Below are 17,966 nucleotides of genomic sequence, written 5' to 3' on the forward strand. Positions count from 1 at the left end.
CAGAAATTATAACATAACACGGCATGTAGCTCGTTATTCATACATTATTCTAGCTTGGACTAACTCCTCCTGAATCCAGCTACTGCTAGTAGACAGTTGGAGCAAGTCGGCCGTGATCTGTTTGATCTGTTCTTGCAGCACGTGTGGCTGATCTGTTCCTTCCAGAAAGCGACTCATAAAATGAAGAAAAACGTCTACCTTCCTAAGCAGCATTAACACAGGCAAAGCGTCAACCTCGGATTGGCTTAAACGAACCTGACGGCTGAAGCCCCGGCAAAAATCACGAACAGCTGTCGTTTCCTCCGGTTGTCCCAAAAATCCTGATAAAATGACCGCCGGATCCATGACCCGAACGTCCAGCGTACAAAATTCAAAATCAAGCAGTACAGCCACCTGACTAGGGTCAGAATCCTTTACCAACAAATTGGAAGCGTTCAAATCTCCATGTACAAGCTGATGCGGCAACTCTTCCAATGCATGAAGTGAATCTATAATCTCTTCATATACTTTTCCTATCAAACGCAGCTCCTCATGGAAATCTTTTAGAGGCTCCGGCGGGTTTAAACAAAAGCCTTGGATTACTTCCCGGTTACATAATGGATAGGATTGCTGCAAAGCATAATACGGCCGATAGACTGGAGTCATATCAAGATTGAGTGTTTCAAGTGCAGCAGATAATTCGCCAGCAGCCTCGCCAAAAGAATAGGCAAAGCTAGGATCCTGCTCCGATGGGGATGTGCCTTCTATGTATTCGAACAGACACACATATTTTCCACTATCCTTCTCAACCTGTGCAAGTGTCTCTCCCGTAATCGTTCGGATTGGCATTGGAACCCTGAATGATAGAGAATGCCTGCTCAGTTCCTGCAAAACCGCATGCTCAAATTCTATTTTGTTCCGATCCCTGTGTGTATCGTAGATGCGCAGTACCCCACTTCGCCCACCGCTCTTAACAAAATACGTCGTATTATTCCAACCTCCGGTTCGTCTCTGTAGTGTCCCGTCCCACTCCGGCCAGTGCCGTCTTAATACCGCTTCCAAAATGTATCCTCCCTATTAAACATCCGCTTATGAATTTGCCGATATTATAACAAATATAGACGCCCATTAGAATTGGACGTCCTTGTGTATCCTTCATTTCCTCATTTGTTTGTTTCGGATATTCTGCGGGGTGGCACCATACGCTGTTTTAAATTTTTTATAGAAAAAACTCATGCTGTTATATCCGACCTGCTTAAAGATCATTTCGAATGGCAGGTTGGTATTGACTACCAAAGAATAGGCCGCATTAAGTTTAATGTTGGCAATAAGCTGCGTGTAAGTAAGACCGGTTACTTTTTTCAACTTATTACTTAAATACGTACTATTGTAATTAAAATGAGTAGATAATTGCTGGAGGCTTAAATGCTGATAATGCTCTTCCATGTAATTCAGAATAGAAGTAATATTACTTTCCTGCTGGTTTAAGTGAATATTATGCTCGCTTTCCAATACACGGACCAATTCCCCAAATACAATGGACAAATAAGCCTTGACCAGCTCCATTGAATCCTCTTGCCTGGAAAAATATTCGATCAAGATTCTACGCAATATATATTGAAGGTTTTCATTATGCTGTGACTCAAAAATAATAAAGTGATTATGATGCTGATGCTGGAGGACTGAATTGGCAAGAAACTCGCCGATCAAACTTTTTTTCTTAGATAGCCGCTGTAGAAATAGGGATGAAATCGTTTCTCTTTGCAGGAGGATATTAATCAGTATATCGTTTTCTCCCAAAGGTGCGATGCTGTGCGGTACATCCTTATCGAGGACACACACTTGGCCTTCACAAAGCTCAATTTCTTTACCCGCTATGATTTGGTTGCACTTACCTGAGTAAACATAGTTTAACTCAATAAATTCATGCATGTGCTCCAGCATCGGAGCAAACCTGTTGTGCTTGCTAATATAAATATCATGTTCTCCGAAGAAAAATAAAGCAGGCATTCGATACATATTCTGATTTATATCAAAAAATCGCTCATTTTCCGATTCTTTGGAGAGATCATTAATCACTTGATTGTTTTGCTGTTGTAAAAGTTCAATTTCAGTTTTACTTCTCAGCAACTGATCCAACTCATGAAGGTTCATAAACACAGACTCCTCCTTCAGACTCCCATTAACTGTGAACTGCCGTCTGTGTTTTGCTTCCCTTTCCTCTAATAGCGATTCCCAGACAGAGGAGCGCAGCAATCATAAATACAATCGCAGAGACGAGAAAGGAAAATGAGGCAGTTTCATTCCCAGACAACACCCCAACTAACTTGATAACATAAGGCGAAGCAAACGCTCCCAAATTGGAGCCTACCATTGCAATCGAAATAGATATCGTCTCACTGCCTTTAGGTACGATTTTAGTTAGTATCGTAAAAATATAAGGAATAAACAGCGCAAAGCTAAAGCCAATGATCAGCATGGCAACCGTAACCATGGTCACATTCTGAGCAAACCACAGCAGGACAAAACCTGTCGCTGTTAATAAACTGGAGATAAAAGGTGCGTAATTTCTGAACCATTTATATATTCTACCGAACAAGAAGCCTGCAATCATAGTTGACAAGGAGAACAGCGTCAAAGCGGTCCCTAAAAACCCTGCGTTAGGCATACTCTTTTCAGCAATCATAATACCTGTTTTGGTATACACAATCATGATAAAGGTCATAAACAGGAAAAGTGCAGCCCCTAATCCAAGTACAGGTAGGGACATTCCCCCACTCTTTTGGCCCGTTCCTGTCGTGCTCACTGTAGGCTCCTCACGCTCTGGTTCAGGAATGATAAAAAAGAACAACAGTGCGATAGGAATAGTGATCGCATAGCACAAAAAAGCAAACGGCCAGTCGATTAGGGCAAGCTGTCCTGCCACAAAGGTAGCCAAGCTGCTTCCGAGCCCTTGTACAGCGCTTTGAAAACCTATCAATTGAGCACGTTCGTCCCCTTCAAAAAAATCACTAATTAAACTGACAGCCAGCGAATTGAACATCCCCAGACCTGCACCTAGCACCAAACGCAACACGAGAATCCATGTAATGTTCGTAGTGAGCATAGGAAGTATTCCGCCGATGACCACGAGCAAAAGTCCTAGCAGGATTGTATTTTTTTTACCCAAGCGGGAAGAGATCGGGCCACTCAACAGCACAAACAGCATCATCGAGAAAGATGGGATTGTAACTATGCTTTCAATCAGTGAACTGGAGACTCCCGGTAATTGGTTCAGCATCATCGGGATGATAGCTGAAATAGCACTCGCTGATGTCAGGACTAAGGAAATGGACAACAATGCTGTTTTAAACCATATTTTGTTTTTAATATTCATCAAGCTTCTCACCTCTAGTCTATGTTATTTAGCCTCTGGTTGTATTTGTACTGGAACGTATACTGTCCAGATCCGACGGTAAACGTCAATTCATGATCTCCACTCAGTTCGAAAATCGCCTGTTCTCCGGGAGAACCTGATTTCCCGGCCAGCTCTTGTGGCACATTACCAGGCGGATACTGAATCGACGGGTATTGCTTAGTAATGGTCTGTTGTAATGCATCTGGCTCTAGAACGCCCGGAAGCGTAATCTCAGCTGTCGTATTATGTGGTACGTGAACCGTCATCCGCATTTCTTCATTCACGATTTCCCAATGGACAGCAACCTCACCATAAGGTGTCTCCAGCTTGCCATGGGCCGAAGTAAGATTAACAGGCGGTTTGGGTGCTAACCGTGACTTTTTGTAGCCCGCTTCAAGCACATCGATTCCGGCAATATTTTGGTACATAAAGTCTCCAACTGAACCGTACGAATAGTGATTGAACGAGTTCATATCGGTGCTCCAGAACGAGCCGTCCACTTTGATACTGTCCCAATGCTCCCACATGGTCGTTGCTCCCCGTTCAACCTGATAGAGCCAAGAAGGATAATCTTTCTGAAATAAAATTTTATAAGCTATATCTGTATAGCCATTGTCGGATAAAACCAGGCATAGATAGGGTGTGCCTACAAAGCCAGTATCCAAATGCATATCATTTTTTTCTATCAGCCGTACGAGCTCCTGAACCACTTGCTTTTTATATTTTTCTGGTACCAATCCGAAGTACAAAGCCACAACCTGTGCAGTCTGGGTATTAGAAGTCAGTTTGCCAGCGTCATCAAAATAACGGTTCGCAAAAGCGCTTCTAATCCCCTCATGCAAGCTTTGATAGGTGTTGTAATCGGTATACCGATTCAGCAGTTTGGCCGTCTGCGCCAAGATATGAGTCGAATACGCAAAGTATGCAGTCGCTACCAGCATTCCATCGGTCGCTCCAAAATAGCTCCCTTCCTCGCTATCCAGCGCCAGCCAGTCTCCCAGCTGCAAACCAGTATCCCACAGATGTTCCTCGGTCCCCTGGGCACGAATATAATCGACCCATGCTTTCATACTGTCATACTGCTGAGCTAGAATTTGCTTATCCCCGTAACATTGATAGATCGTCCACGGACATATAACTGCTGCATCTCCCCATGCGGCTGTCGTTTGGTCCATATTGTCTGCAAAGGTTCCTTTGAGGACATCCGGCACGACAAAAGGCACAGCCCCATTCTCCAGCTGATTGTAAGCCAAATCTTTCAGCCACTTTCGAAAGAAGGAAGCACTATTCATATTGAAGCTGGCCGTTCTGGCAAAAATCTGTGCATCGCCGGTCCAGCCTAATCGCTCATCACGTTGCGGGCAATCGGTCGGCACATCCAGGAAGTTCCCCTTTTGTCCCCATACAATATTGTGCTGGAGTTGGTTCAGCTTTGGATCGGATGTCTCGAACAAGCCAATTGTCGCCATGTCTGAATGCAAAACAACGCCTGTAAAATCTTCAATGGCTACGCCAGCCGGAAAGCCCTCAAGCTTCACATACTGGAAGCCTTGAAAAGTGAAATGCGGCCTAAATATCTCCGTCCCCTTGCCGCTGCAAATGTACGTAATCTGCTGCGCTGCATCACGAATATTATCTCGGTAAAAGTTCCCTTGCTGATCCAGTACTTCACCATGAACCAGATTCAGAACCGTACCTTCGGGGGCTTCCACTTTAAATTCCAGCCAGCCTACCATATTTTGACCCAAGTTAAGTACTAGTTCGCCTTTAGGAGTCCAAATCAGTTCAACAGGCTTTAATCGGTTCATTACACGGACAGGCTCGTTCTCCTGAGCAACCAGATGACTTAACGGAAACGGGACGACCTGCATCATTTTCCGTTCGTTCAAGAAGCGATGTTCGGCTGCCTGCTGCTCCAGTCGAGCATCATAGATTTCGCCGTTATAAATATCTGACATCAAAATGGCACAGCTCGTTTCCTCCCAGGAAGAATCAGAGCAAATGAGTTCTGAACGGCCATCTTCATAGCTAATCTTCATTTGAAATAGCAAAGCATTCGTGTTCCCGTAGGTATCCTTGCGCTTTTGCCAGCCTAGATAGCCGCTGTACCAGCCTTCTCCCACCGTTGCTGTGATGCGGTTATGTTGTTCTCGAACGGTAGAAGTCACATCATAGGCTTGCACCTGAACACGATCGTTATAATCTGTCCATCCCGGGGTAAAGTAGGCATCGCCTACTCTTTGTCCATTGAGCTCCAGCTCATACAGACCAAGGCTTGTGGCATAAATGACTGCTTTTTTCACTTTTCCCTCAACTGAAAAACACTTGGAAGCAGCAAAAGGGGCTCTCGTCTGAAACTTTTCATGGATGCTTCGCTCCTGCACTGTAATCCATTGTGCCTTCCAGTCCTGCTCATGGAGCAGCCCCATTTCCCAAAAGCCAATCTCACTCCATTCCGATTCCTCGGGTTCGGTGTCACCCGCTCCCTGAGCCCATACTTTTACCCGGTAATGATATCTTTGTCCTGATTCGAGTGGAGGACCTTCATAGGGAAACAAAATGGATTGTTCCGAATAGGAAAAATGATTCCAGAGCAGCGGTTCAAAAGCGGGATTTATGGCTACCTGCAATTGGAAGCGTTTTTGGAAAACATATATGTTGTCAGATTCAATTTGCCAACTTAATCGAGGCTTTAGACAACCCAGTCCAATCGGATTGTTTACATGTTCACATCTAAGCGCTTTCACTTTTAGCATCTTATGTCCTCCCTGAGATCTTCTTTTGTGTTTCTATACTCAAATTAAAACGCTTCCATTAGTTGTGCGCAATGTTGTATCCCTGCATGTTGTATGCTTGATTTACAGGTATTGAATGTCCATCCCTCATATCGAATCTTAAAATGGGTCTATTAGAAAAATATGTACGTGTGACAGCGCAGTACTCAAAAGGAAAACTCTTGTTTTTTGTACATATGGATTGTAGTATTAAGCCGATCAGTGAAAGGAGAATTACAGTAATGGAAACGAACTACAGAAAGCTGCTGGATCAGATGATCGCACCCTATGATGAAATGCTGCAGATTCTAATAAGTGATCACGCCGATTTTTCGAAGGTTGACTATTTGGAGCAACACAGTGAGGAATATGGAAAAAGTGATGCCAATTATACCCATCGCTTGAAGGTGCTTTTGGCTTTGTATAATCTTGAGGATCGAGATTCCCCGCATTACGAACCGATTGTGAGAAGGCTGCTCGTTAATGAGATTATAGATAGGGAAACGAACAGTTTTCAGGGGATTGGCGATGCTCTATACTACGCCGTTTTTTTACTGCAAAAATATGAGCGTGAGCAGGACCAAGTTTTGTTCCAGCAGGCCAAGAAGGCCAATTTTGATACATATGCCGGGTTTGACCCTGCGTTGATTTTGGAAACATATTTATTCAGCAAAGATACAGCTGATCTTGAAGATTGCATCAATATCGCGAGTGAACTCGGGGAAGATGTATACCTATCATTATTTATTGATTTGTGGATCAGAGAGCAGACGGATTGGGACAAAGAAAATTTGCGGACACTCGTTTATCATGAGAGATGGCGCAACCATCCAGAAGGTGAAATTGAAGCCCTCAAAAAGCTGGCTGAAATGGAGAAAATAGAAGAAAATTCTAGTAACTACTGTTCTACTGCATCCAGCTTGGCAGAAAAGCTCATTGAAACAGGACGATGGGATGAAGCTTGGGAAACGATGGCAACCATCATTCCGCTTATTACTAAGGAAAAAGAATGGTTCCTGTACGGACTTGGCCGCAATATAATTACAGCCTGTATCCACATCATCATGCATTTTGGAGCAAAAAGCCGACAGGCTACTTCGTTATGGCAAACGATAAAAGGGGTTCTTCAACCTGCCGCTAACAATATGGGGACCATTCAATATCAGCTTGCTGTATCTGTCAGCAAATTTATGGGTGATACCAAATTGGAGCAAAAGTTACTCCGGATTCGGAAGCAACGTCAATAATCCAGTTGCCATAAGGAGCCTGTCGCATGCAATGTAAAGAACGAGGCATTTGACCCAGCAGCTCGCTTTCCAGTTGCCCCTCGAAGCGAGGGGCAGCGAAAATACGGATTGCAGTGCATTGCCTTCCTCTACAGATTTCCGGTCACGATAATACCATCTGCTTGCTTCAAATGCGCTCTGACCCATGCTGTAAAGGAATCGATAAATATGCGTAATTCTGGCTCCTTGGCAGGCCAAGCATCCAATTCTGTTAATATTTCATGCCATACCGACGCCTGAATCGGATTATCCCAGCAGGCATCAAAAGCCTCATACGTTTCCCCCGTGTCAGGATCGACAAGTGGGTATTTGGACTTTAACACAGACAGCACGATATCAAAGTCATCTGCGTAGATGAAGATCATCTCCTCCAGCTTTGGCTCATCTGTATCCCCATAGCGCAGCGGTTCAAAAGTATATCCAATATTGGCTCTTGGACCACTATAGCGATAGATTAGTGTCTGAATCTCTGTTTTTCCTTTCTTAGTCACTCTCTCTTACTCCTCTCTTCGGCTACAACTCGAACCAATCCGCAGCGCATTTCTCTTCTTCCAGTGCCCTACACATTCCTTCCCTCAACCTTATCGCATCTCCGCCGCCAATATGAAATAGACAATAGATATAAGGTTCATCATCTTCTAACCCTTCAATATTTCTTGCCTCTTCCACTGAAATCTGAAGCGCTTCAGGCCAATCAGAATTATTCTGAAGCAGAACAAAACCATCCTCATCCCTTTGCATCCGATATCCCTCAATCCTAGGCAATGCTTCAGCTAAGCGTTCCATTAGCGCTTTAATATCCTTAACATCTGCGACCTTAATCCCATACTCCCAACCCATCTGCATTCCTCCAATTTTATGAACTCCTCCTTAATTAGAACCACCCCTAAATTGGGTTTCACCTTCTCATTCACCTCAGGAAATTCACTTGGATTCAGTCATAGTCCGCATATAAGAGGTATTCCTTACAATGCCTGCACTGAAATAAATAACCCCGGAACGATCCGTCACGTTCCATGCTTTCCCGTATTCGACTCTTAGCCTCTTTTTCATCATACAAAGCCAGAATAAGCATAAACATCAGGTTGACATCATTTTCTATTTCTCTACTAACAAGTTCCTTCCAGCCAACAAAATCTATAAAAACACAGTAGTCATCACAGTGATCCAGCCACGCGGCGGTCTGCCATGCCTCATAACCGGGAGTCCGATGCAGTAGCTCATCCAGCTTTGGTTCCTCCAATTGTGCACAGCAAGCAGGGTCATGAAATGTTCCCTGTAGCATGCTCGCAGCGCTACCATTCGCAATACACCAAGGACAGATCGCCTCATAAGATAATGCTGTATAAAAGGGACCCGCGTACCAGATATCGGTCTGCCGTCCACAACAGGAACACGTTTTCAAAAAGCCTGATTTAAGGATCTGAGTGCGTACAGGGTCTTGATGATAAGTAAACACAGGGAGATCGGAAGTTTTCTTGCGCTTGGCTACTTTGATTAAAGGCTTAATCACCGGCAGTCGAATCGGGCTATTAATCATCTCTTGAATACTCCACTGTTTCTTCAAATCTGCTTTATTTTTCCGGTTCATGACGGACATAAAAACCTCTAGCGCCTCTTCGTATTGATGCAGGTGAAGATACAACTCTGTCAAAATTCTGGCAGCCTGCTCGCTTTCTAAGCCCTCAAGCTCTTCCTTCAATTGGTACATGGCTTGTACAGCCTCGGGACTGGGTGCGTACAAACTATATCTTTTGTTTAGTGCCACCCATTTTTGCTGGATTTCCATAAGCCCCCCACTTCCTTCTGATTTTCCTGAAATTTCTTATAACTTATTATAATAGATATAGGCTTCCGGTGAGTATACCCCGGAAGCCTATGGATTCATCTAACCAATCTTTTATTTATTTTGCCTTATGAGGAACAGGCTCACTATTCCCGTTTCTTTTTCTCACTACCCACATAATAACAGCCATAACAGCTACCAAGACTGCTATAAGCATAAAGGGAATATATTTGTCCACTCGATACAAGGTGGTCGTCAAAATAGGAGCAATGATCGCGGAAATTCCCTGTACCGCAGCTACCAGCCCCGCTGCTCCCCCTTGCTGCTCTTGACTGACTGAAAGCGAAGCACCTGCCATAAAACCGGGCATCAGTAAGCCTGTGCCTATGCCAAACATAAAGAACGCTGCATAGTAAACGACCAAGCTGGCTGAAATCAGAAATAATGCCATTCCAGCAATCAGGAATAGAGAACCAAGTAAAATCATCGGCTTAGGCTGCCATTTAAGCCATTTCATCTGGATGATCTGCACAATCAGCATCGCTGCCCCGGAGAACATAAGTCCAAAGGACACGACTCTTGCTGTTTCTTCGGATGTAAGACCTAACTGATCTTGAAAATAAAAACCACCTATAACCTGAATAGTCACAATACTTATCATCGTAACCAAGCCTGCAAACAAATACATTCTTAGACCTGGCTGGAGGGGGTTAATTCGAGCGGGTTTTTGCTGAATAACGGGCTGGGCCGCCGGAATCGCCAGCAGAGACACCACGAATGCAACAGCGGCAATGACAATTCCAAAATATAAGGGCCATAACAGCCCTATTAAAGTAAAGGCACCTGCAATCGCGGGACCAAATACCAGCCCAAGCCCATTCGCCGCACTAATAATAGCCATACCACTTCCACGCTCTTCTCCTTCCGTTACATCTCCCATATAAGCTTGGGACGATGACAACACCGCCGGGATAAAGCCACCAATTAAGCCGCGTGTAACAATCAGCAGGACTAACAGCAGCCCCCCACTGAGCCAACCATTTAATCCTGCAAAAAGAGTAAGTGTAAACAACAGGCAGCTTACACACATCCCTATGAAACCAAGCAGAATCACCGGCTTGCGTCCCTTTGCATCACTTAGATTTCCCCATACTGGAGCCATTAAGGCCATCGTTATAGAACCAAGCGATATAATTAATCCGGAATGGCTTTCTCTTAAGCCTAATTCACGAATAAGGGGCGGCATAATTGGAGCAATGAGCATGAGCCCTAGCATAGCCACAAATACACTGAAAAAGATGCTCCCTTTTATTCTATTCATCCTCGCACACTCCTCTGTTAAAGATTCTCTCTATGCAGAAGTATACGGAGCATACCAAAACGCTACTGCCTATAGACGGATAAATTTGCGGTTAAACGGATTTAATTTTGCGTATAAAACAGCAGCCAGTCTTCAGACAGTAAAAAATGGCCTGCATTCTATGGCCCAATGGGCGTCGTTAATTATAGAGTCGCTCTTTCGTTGTGAAATGAACTACATCGGTCTCTTCATCGCTGACTGGATGGAAGGGCTTCATTTCCTGGCATGTTATTACGATATATGATGTACAGTCTTTTGCCTTTAGTAATTAGCGTAGCTGTGGGTTGAGTCTGTATATCGATGTCTAAGGGGGAAATCTCAGTGAAAACAAAAATAGGATCAATCATGAAGGTAAGATCGTTAAGAACGAAGTTAACCATCATGTGCTTGATTATTTTAATTGTACCCACATTCGTGATTGGAATCAGTTCTTATGTTGTTTCCAAGAATGAAATGAATGAATCAGGCAAAGTAGCACTTAAGAATAGTGTGCAAATGGTAATTGGTATGATTAGTTTCCTCAATGGGCAAGTCGAAGCCGGTAATTTAACATTGGAAGAAGCACAGGAAAAACTGCGCATCGAGCTGCTCGGTGTAAAAGATGCTAATAACAAAAGACCGGTAAAGATTAAATATACTGTAGGTAAAACAGGTTATCCGTGGGCAGTCAACCAAGATGCCGTTTCAGTGATGAACCCTTCAAATGAAGGCCAGGATTTAATAAATGCCGTATCGGAAGACGGTGTGCATGTGGGAAAAGAGTTTGTAGAAGCCGGTACAAACGGCGGGGGATTCGTCACTTATAAATGGGCTTTACCTGGTACAGATCAAGTGGAGACGAAAATTTCGTACGTTGAAAGGGATCCTTATTGGGGATGGATCATCGGCTCTGGAGCATATTTTAACGAATTTAACAGCGGGGCGACCAAGGTCCTTTATATTGTCCTGATTATTACGACTATTGCAGTTATTCTGGGAGCAATTATCGTAAGCTTTGTTTCGGGCCGTTTTACGAAGCCTATTATCATGATTGCAAAGCGGCTTAATGCAGTTGCGGACGGTGATTTAACGGTCGAAGAAGTCAAAATGAATTCAAAAGATGAGGTTGGCGAGCTGGCACAGGATTTCAATCATATGATTAAAAATATTAGATATTTGATCGGTGAAGTAAACCTGTCCACAAAGCAGGTAGCAGCTTCCTCGAAAGAATTAACCCTTGGTGCAGAGCATACTGGGCAGGCAACCGAGCATATCACCATCGCGATTCAAGAATCGGCGGCCGGTGCGAAGGAGCAGCAACTGATGCTCCAGAAGACAACCAGCTCGCTTGAAGAAATTTCAATAGGCATGCAGCGGATCACGGATAGCTCCTTGACTATTGCTGAATCGTCTGCAGACGCGATGGAAATGGCGAGCCTTGGCGGTACTGCTGTACAACATACGGTGAAGCAAATGGACTTGATTAACCATTCCGTCAATGAAACCGATGCGGTTATGAGGATGCTGGATGAACGTACTCAACAGATCGACACGATGCTACATGCCATTACGGATATCGCACAGCAGACCAATCTGCTTGCCTTAAATGCTTCGATTGAGGCTGCCCGTGCAGGCGAAGAAGGCCGCGGTTTCTCCGTAGTTGCTTCAGAGGTAAGAAAACTGGCCGAACAATCGAACCAGTCTTCTGGGCAGATTTCTGAGTTGATTCAGAATATGCGCAAAGATATGGAGCATTCGCTTCGGACCATGGAACGCGTAAAACAGGATGTCGACTCCGGCATTAAAATTGCTAATGAGACGGAGCAGCAGTTTAACAAAATTGTGACGTCCACCAATCATATCGCACAGCAAACGGAAGAGCTCGCGAGCATCACGGAGCAAATAACCGCAAGTGTCCAGGAAATTTCAGCAAGCGGAGAAAACGTATCGAGTCTGGCGCTTCAAGCGGCGGACAACTCGCAGAATATTGCAGCGTCTGCAGAGGAGCAGCTAGCTTCGATGCAGCAGATCACCAGCCTGGCAACGACCTTGTCGGATATGTCACAGAAATTACAGGATCTGACGGTCAAATTTAAATACTAACGGAATAATTCTTTCCAAAATATCACGCTAAACTGTCATTCATATTATGAGGTCAACCAGTTTTTTCTGGTTGACCCTTTTCGCATTTGCTCTGAGAAATTACGGAAAAGCTCGCAAATCGTGATCCCCTTCTAGCGATGTGAATTGAGCACGCGGTTTTTGTCGATTTGGTTCAGAATTGGTTCAGAGGCATTTAGTATAGTAAATCAGTAATGTAAGAAAGAAAATTATATTAGTAGGTTAGTCATCATGGAGGATTTAGTCAGTTCATCGTGACACCGGAATTTTATGGAGGAAATTTATGAGTAAAATCAAGTCTTTTTGTTTATCTTATCTTGCTGTTATCGTCTTATTTGGAACCTGGACATGGAGTTTTTCCGAGAGTACTGTGTATGCAACCTCCTCACCAGCACCTAGTGTAACGGATGCGGTGTATGCTACTGAAACCACGGTAACGAGTTGGACAAATCCTTCTAAACAAGGTCAATCCGTAACGTTTAGCATCAAAACCATCTCAACCCCACAAATTACGAAAGATTTAACCGGCTCGGTTATCCTTATGGACGGTACGGATATATTAGATACGCTGACGATGAGACCAAATGGCATTGCGAATGGATATGCCACTGCGACCTACACCACAAGCGATTTAAGTGTGGGAAGTCACCCAATTACTGCTATATATAGTGGGGATGCTCGATTTGCCCCCAGTACATCTGAGCCATACATTCAGGTCGTAAATGCATCTGCGCCTACACCTTCACTGAGACCTACAGTAACTACAATATTGAGTTCGCTGAATCCGTCTAATCAAGGTCAGGAAGTAAGGTTTAGCTTGAGGACAACCTCAAACCCACAAACTTCGGGCGATTTAACCGGAACGGTCATCCTTATGGACGGCACGAATATATTAGATACGCTGACGATGGAGCCAGTGGGCATTTCGAATGGCTATGCCAATGCGTACTACACTACAAGCAACTTAAGTGTGGGAAGTCACGCAATTACTGCTATATACAGTGAGGATGCTCGATTTGCTCCGAGTACATCTGAAGCATATATACAGGTTGTAAATGGAAATGCAGGCACGGGTGATATTAGCAATAACGACAGCAGCAGTAGCAATAAAAAAGATAAGAAGGATAACGCGGATAGCAGTGATTCATCTTCTTCAAGTGAAACAACCGCATCTTCATCACCATCGGCTTCTTCAACGGTTTTACCGACTGCGGAAATCATGCCAGTAGAGCAATCCGAGGTTGCGCATGAAAAATATATAACGGGTTATCAGGATGGTACATTCAGACCGGACCAGTCGATTACACGAGCTGAAACCGCTGCGATGATGGCTAGGATTATAAAGTTGGAAACAAAAGAAAGCTCAACGACATACAAAGATATACCTAACACTTATTGGGCAAAGGATTCGATTATAGCACTCACGACACAGCACCTTATGAATGGATATGCAGATGGAACATTTCGGCCAGAGCAACCTATTACCCGTGCAGAAATGGCAGCCATACTCGCATCTTGGAAGCAGCTTAAAGGAACGCAAACCACAGCGTCTCCTTATACCGATATCGAAAAGCATTGGGCAAGAGATTCCATTGTAGCGTTAGCTAATGCAGGATGGATTACTGGTTATAACGATAACAGCTTCCAACCCAATAAATATATAACACGAGTAGAAACCGTTACCATTTTGAACACGATCTTAAAACGAGGACCCCTGGAAGGAACCATTCAGGCTACATGGAAGGATGTACCAACAGATTACTGGGCATTCAAAAATATTGAAGAAGCGTCTCGTACCCATACTTCAACCATCAATACAGATGGCATTGAAACTTTCGTGAAATAAGCACCAAATAAAAAGGCTGGAATCCTATCTATACAGGGTTCCAGCTTTTTGTTACCTTGATATTTTTTTAAAATGGTCAAAACAGAATTTTTAAAATACTTTCTTCAAAGATGATGGTTTCACTCCGTATTCCCGAAAAAATTGCTCTGAAAATGCACTCACATTACTGTATCCTACAGCCATCGCAGCTTCTGTTACATTGCTTTCCTGGCTTCTAAGCAGCTTCATCGCATAATCGAGACGAATTTGGCGCAAATATTCAAATACAGTCGTTCCAAAACATGCTTTGAATCCTTTTTTTAATTTATAATCGTTTAATCCAACTTTTTTGGATAATGCGATCAGTGAAGGAGGGTCAATCATGCTGGATTCAAGAATTTGCCGAGCCATATGCAACTTTCTGACATCTTCTTTAGATAAGCCTTCGGGCATGGGAGTTAAATCAAATAATTGAATCATAAACCTATTCAAAATCTCTAGTGCCGCTGCTTCCATTAATAAAGGAGATCTATACACACTTTTCAAGTTTTTGATCAAATGTTCAATCATCACTATACTTCTGTGATCCAGTTCAAAACTAAGGTGATGGAATGCACCACCCTTCAGAATTTGATTAAATTCAATAGCTACCTGTCGATGAGCCGCCAACTGTGAAGCTGCATAATTAAACAACGAAACAGGAATGCCAAGCGCAAAGGATTGGTATTGTTCGTTAACCGGAGGATGAAAACGTGCCTTGAAATCCTGTAAAAAAATAAGAGCACCCCGCCCTATCGGGAGCGTGTAGTCCAGACCAGCTATATTTACATAACGTTGACCCGAAAGTGCAAATTGAAGTTCAATCATTTGTCCTCTGGAGGCAAAGTTCGTTGGATAAGGCTCGTGATATTGAATATGCGAATACACAATCTCGATTCCGCTGTAAGTCGTAACTCGGTAGATATTTCCGTTACCCGCTTCCGGTAACATCATATACGTATGCTCATTTTGTTTTCTAAACGGAGTTTTTTCTAAATAATGCTGATATATTAATGATAACGAATTTGAATTCACTAGCGTCACCTCAAAGGTTTTCATTCATTCTGATACCACAAATGAGAATCGTTATCATTAATATTAGCTGAATTTGACCGGTTTGACCAGGCTTATTGGAGTATGCTGTGGAGATATTCGGGGAATCTATTAATCCCAATCCATATAAAACGTTGCTTTCAATTTCCCCTTTTCACATGCTGGGCAACTTAAATGAACAGGCACATTGTTTTCAATGTGTTCCTGCTCCATAACACTCGCGCATCTAGGACAAGCATAAGAAATTTTATACTGTGATGAGTCCGATATCATCTCAATAAACAGTTCATTGCGGATGGCCTGACAGACCGGACATACATATATCGCGTCATAAGCATCATATCTCGTCGAAGGGTTGCCTATGAATTCCCCAATACGTCGTTTAAGGACAGTATCCTGTACAAACGAAGCAATGGATTCCAAACTCATATATAATAAACCAAACCCCACAAATATGTTCTTAGTATAAGCACAGGTATCACAGTCCAGCTTGTACGCTTCCCCCATGTTTATCCTCCCCAACTCTTCATGCGGTTATTGAAGCCTCATTTATTTCTTTACGAGACTTGCTGCATGCGTGACCCGGTTTCTCCCGCCACTTTTGGAAGCATACAGAGCTAAATCCGCTTGATGAACAATTGTTTGTTCCGTATCCGCTTGCGTAACCGTTGCCACGCCAATACTCACAGTAATGCTGTATTCTCCCCAATCCCTTGAGGCCGTCATGGAACGATATTTTTCTGCCGTACGAATGGCTTCCTCTTGATCGTTGCCCGGAAGAATAATGACAAACTCCTCGCCACCATAACGAGCGACAATATCCATCTCCCGTGACATGGATTGCAGTAATTCTGCCAGATTCGTAAGCACCAGATCGCCCACCGGATGACCATAAGTATCGTTAATACTTTTGAAACGATCAATATCAATGATAAGCAGCGAAAAAGATATTCCGCTCTCATGAAAGGACGCGAGGCTAGCTAGTAATTGATCTTGAAAATATCTTCTATTCTTTAGCCCAGTTAACGGGTCGGTTGATGCCATCGTTTCTAGCTGGAGATTGATCCTCACTAATTCCTGCTGCTTGATTTCATATTCTTCGTGCAACCGTTCAAGCTTCTGGTTGGCTTCATTCGTCGCCTGATATAATTCCTGAAGCTTGGTTTTGGTCTGTAGTATATCTTTTTCGTGTTCAATACGCTTACGCATCACAAGCACTACACAGTCAATCACTGCTTCTCCATTTCGTTCCTGGCGAATTCCGTTTAGAAGTACAGGCACATCCTGTCGATCACTTGTGCGAAACGAAAAGTACATCTCATCGACACGCCCGTACAACTGGATGTATGGATAAAAATAAGTATGAAAAAATAGCTTGTTGGTAACAGACATTGTTATTTCAATCGGCCATCCGAGCAATTGATCGCGTTCATAAAGAAGCATGTCCAATAAAGTTTGGTTTACCGATTGAATGATCCCAGCGTCCGAAATTGAAAAGTATCCACAGGGAGCTTTATCTAATTGAATATCCATTAAATGACTGCCTTTCTTTCGATATTACACACTAGCTAAATATTCTTTGATTAAATCGCTCGTTTCTCCTGGTTGGCTTAAATGAGGATAATGCCCCTTTGCTCTCATCTGCTGAAGTCTGCTATTTCTAAGATGGGTATGCAAATAATCCCCTACCTCAATCGGAGCAATACTATCATCTGAGCACTGGAGAATAAGTGTAGGAACCGAAGCATGCTGAAGATCAACACGGCAATCTGAAAAAAATGTAACCTCTGCGAATTGCCGTGCAATATGAGGATCTCTTGAACAAAATGCCTTTTCCAATTCTTCGGTTAAGTCCCCTCGCTCGGGATTCTGCATAGCAATGGGCGCCATGTAACTAGCCCAGCCAATAAAGTTCATTTGCATCATATCCAGTAATTCATCAATATCACTCTTATCGAAGCCCCCATAATAAGAAGGCAGGTCATTCACATAGCGTGGAGAAGGACCGAGCATGACAATGCGTTCAAAATATTGAGGGCTGCGGATCGATGCGAGCATTCCGATCATGCTGCTAACGGAGTGTCCGACGAATATGGTATTTCTTAAGTCTAACGCTTCCATAATATCCAGCACATCCTGGGCATACCCTTGCAAGTCACTGTATTTTTGGGAATCATAGTACTTTATTTGAGAATCTCCCGAACCAACATAATCAAATAAGACGATTTGGTAGTTGTCGATAAAGCTAGGGACGATATAACGCCACATATCCTGGTCGCATCCAAAGCCGTGAGCAAACACAATCGTCTGGCTACCTGTGCCTAGCACTTTTATATTATTACGTAGGAGAATATCAACGGTCATTGT

The 17,966-nt window shown here is 43.4% G+C and carries 15 protein-coding genes; 3 read left to right on the forward strand and 12 right to left on the reverse strand.

Annotated elements, in window-relative coordinates:
• Positions 1-33 precede the first annotated feature (33 nt).
• From NSQ57_RS17335 to NSQ57_RS17350, 4 genes are all read right to left on the reverse strand, one after another.
• Positions 34-1,041 (reverse strand): phosphotransferase, encoded by a 1,008-nt coding sequence (locus NSQ57_RS17335; RefSeq protein WP_029515486.1) that lies wholly within the window; start codon positions 1,039-1,041, stop codon positions 34-36.
• Between the two features lie 93 nt (positions 1,042-1,134).
• Positions 1,135-2,133 carry a helix-turn-helix domain-containing protein gene (locus NSQ57_RS17340; RefSeq protein ID WP_029515487.1) on the reverse strand — a complete coding sequence of 333 codons (999 nt, stop codon included), beginning with the start codon at positions 2,131-2,133 and terminating at the stop codon, positions 1,135-1,137.
• Between the two features lie 28 nt (positions 2,134-2,161).
• Positions 2,162-3,355 (reverse strand): MFS transporter, encoded by a 1,194-nt coding sequence (locus NSQ57_RS17345; protein WP_342425073.1) that lies wholly within the window; start codon positions 3,353-3,355, stop codon positions 2,162-2,164.
• Between the two features lie 14 nt (positions 3,356-3,369).
• On the reverse strand, positions 3,370-6,132 hold the full coding sequence (locus NSQ57_RS17350; RefSeq protein WP_340886104.1) for a family 78 glycoside hydrolase catalytic domain: 2,763 nt from the start codon (positions 6,130-6,132) through the stop codon (positions 3,370-3,372).
• Between the two features lie 260 nt (positions 6,133-6,392).
• On the opposite strand from NSQ57_RS17350, the gene NSQ57_RS17355 reads away from it, so the two are divergent.
• The gene (locus NSQ57_RS17355) at positions 6,393-7,397 is read left to right on the forward strand and encodes a hypothetical protein (RefSeq protein ID WP_342425074.1); all 1,005 of its coding nucleotides are present in this window, start codon (positions 6,393-6,395) and stop codon (positions 7,395-7,397) included.
• Positions 7,398-7,525: 128 nt separating this feature from the next.
• Here the strand turns inward: NSQ57_RS17355 and NSQ57_RS17360 are convergent, their stop codons facing one another.
• From NSQ57_RS17360 to NSQ57_RS17375, 4 genes are all read right to left on the reverse strand, one after another.
• Complete coding sequence (locus NSQ57_RS17360) at positions 7,526-7,927, reverse strand: hypothetical protein (RefSeq protein ID WP_029515491.1); 402 nt, start codon at positions 7,925-7,927, stop codon at positions 7,526-7,528.
• A 22-nt stretch (positions 7,928-7,949) separates the two neighbouring features.
• Entirely contained in the window at positions 7,950-8,276 is a 327-nt protein-coding gene (locus NSQ57_RS17365; RefSeq protein ID WP_165149765.1) for a hypothetical protein, read from the reverse strand.
• Between the two features lie 94 nt (positions 8,277-8,370).
• Positions 8,371-9,225, reverse strand: a complete 855-nt coding sequence (locus NSQ57_RS17370; protein WP_342425075.1) for a CbrC family protein — start codon at positions 9,223-9,225, stop codon at positions 8,371-8,373.
• A 115-nt stretch (positions 9,226-9,340) separates the two neighbouring features.
• Positions 9,341-10,543: an MFS transporter gene (locus NSQ57_RS17375; RefSeq protein ID WP_342425076.1), complete on the reverse strand. Its 1,203-nt coding sequence runs from the start codon at positions 10,541-10,543 to the stop codon at positions 9,341-9,343.
• A gap of 360 nt (positions 10,544-10,903) precedes the next feature.
• Between NSQ57_RS17375 and NSQ57_RS17380 the strand changes: the two genes are divergently transcribed.
• A complete protein-coding gene (locus NSQ57_RS17380; protein WP_342425077.1) occupies positions 10,904-12,664 on the forward strand; it encodes a methyl-accepting chemotaxis protein in 1,761 nt (586 codons plus the stop codon).
• 301 nt (positions 12,665-12,965) lie between these two features.
• A complete protein-coding gene (locus NSQ57_RS17385; protein WP_342425078.1) occupies positions 12,966-14,528 on the forward strand; it encodes an S-layer homology domain-containing protein in 1,563 nt (520 codons plus the stop codon).
• A gap of 90 nt (positions 14,529-14,618) precedes the next feature.
• On the opposite strand, the gene NSQ57_RS17390 is transcribed toward NSQ57_RS17385, so the two are convergent.
• From NSQ57_RS17390 to NSQ57_RS17405, 4 genes are all read right to left on the reverse strand, one after another.
• Positions 14,619-15,581, reverse strand: coding sequence for an AraC family transcriptional regulator (locus NSQ57_RS17390; RefSeq protein ID WP_340932817.1), 963 nt, complete (start codon positions 15,579-15,581; stop codon positions 14,619-14,621).
• A 129-nt stretch (positions 15,582-15,710) separates the two neighbouring features.
• The gene (locus NSQ57_RS17395) at positions 15,711-16,106 is read right to left on the reverse strand and encodes a hypothetical protein (protein ID WP_029515498.1); all 396 of its coding nucleotides are present in this window, start codon (positions 16,104-16,106) and stop codon (positions 15,711-15,713) included.
• 42 nt (positions 16,107-16,148) lie between these two features.
• Positions 16,149-17,132: a sensor domain-containing diguanylate cyclase gene (locus NSQ57_RS17400; protein WP_342425079.1), complete on the reverse strand. Its 984-nt coding sequence runs from the start codon at positions 17,130-17,132 to the stop codon at positions 16,149-16,151.
• 24 nt (positions 17,133-17,156) lie between these two features.
• Positions 17,157-17,963: an alpha/beta hydrolase gene (locus NSQ57_RS17405; RefSeq protein ID WP_069010507.1), complete on the reverse strand. Its 807-nt coding sequence runs from the start codon at positions 17,961-17,963 to the stop codon at positions 17,157-17,159.
• Positions 17,964-17,966 lie beyond the last annotated feature (3 nt).

Source organism: Paenibacillus sp. FSL L8-0502, assembly GCF_038593055.1.
Lineage (GTDB): Bacteria > Bacillota > Bacilli > Paenibacillales > Paenibacillaceae > Paenibacillus > Paenibacillus polymyxa_D.

What these genes read in the sequence shown, in the direction of transcription:
- NSQ57_RS17340 (WP_029515487.1), bottom strand. Translation starts at nt 2,133, where the DNA reads ATGAACCTTCATGAGTTGGATCAGTTGCTGAGAAGTAAAACTGAAATT.
- NSQ57_RS17400 (WP_342425079.1), bottom strand. Translation starts at nt 17,132, where the DNA reads ATGGATATTCAATTAGATAAAGCTCCCTGTGGATACTTTTCAATTTCG.
- NSQ57_RS17405 (WP_069010507.1), bottom strand. Translation starts at nt 17,963, where the DNA reads ATGACCGTTGATATTCTCCTACGTAATAATATAAAAGTGCTAGGCACA.
- NSQ57_RS17375 (WP_342425076.1), bottom strand. Translation starts at nt 10,543, where the DNA reads ATGAATAGAATAAAAGGGAGCATCTTTTTCAGTGTATTTGTGGCTATG.
- NSQ57_RS17350 (WP_340886104.1), bottom strand. Translation starts at nt 6,132, where the DNA reads ATGCTAAAAGTGAAAGCGCTTAGATGTGAACATGTAAACAATCCGATT.
- NSQ57_RS17345 (WP_342425073.1), bottom strand. Translation starts at nt 3,355, where the DNA reads ATGAATATTAAAAACAAAATATGGTTTAAAACAGCATTGTTGTCCATT.
- NSQ57_RS17365 (WP_165149765.1), bottom strand. Translation starts at nt 8,276, where the DNA reads ATGGGTTGGGAGTATGGGATTAAGGTCGCAGATGTTAAGGATATTAAA.
- NSQ57_RS17355 (WP_342425074.1), top strand. Translation starts at nt 6,393, where the DNA reads ATGGAAACGAACTACAGAAAGCTGCTGGATCAGATGATCGCACCCTAT.
- NSQ57_RS17370 (WP_342425075.1), bottom strand. Translation starts at nt 9,225, where the DNA reads ATGGAAATCCAGCAAAAATGGGTGGCACTAAACAAAAGATATAGTTTG.
- NSQ57_RS17385 (WP_342425078.1), top strand. Translation starts at nt 12,966, where the DNA reads ATGAGTAAAATCAAGTCTTTTTGTTTATCTTATCTTGCTGTTATCGTC.
- NSQ57_RS17395 (WP_029515498.1), bottom strand. Translation starts at nt 16,106, where the DNA reads ATGGGGGAAGCGTACAAGCTGGACTGTGATACCTGTGCTTATACTAAG.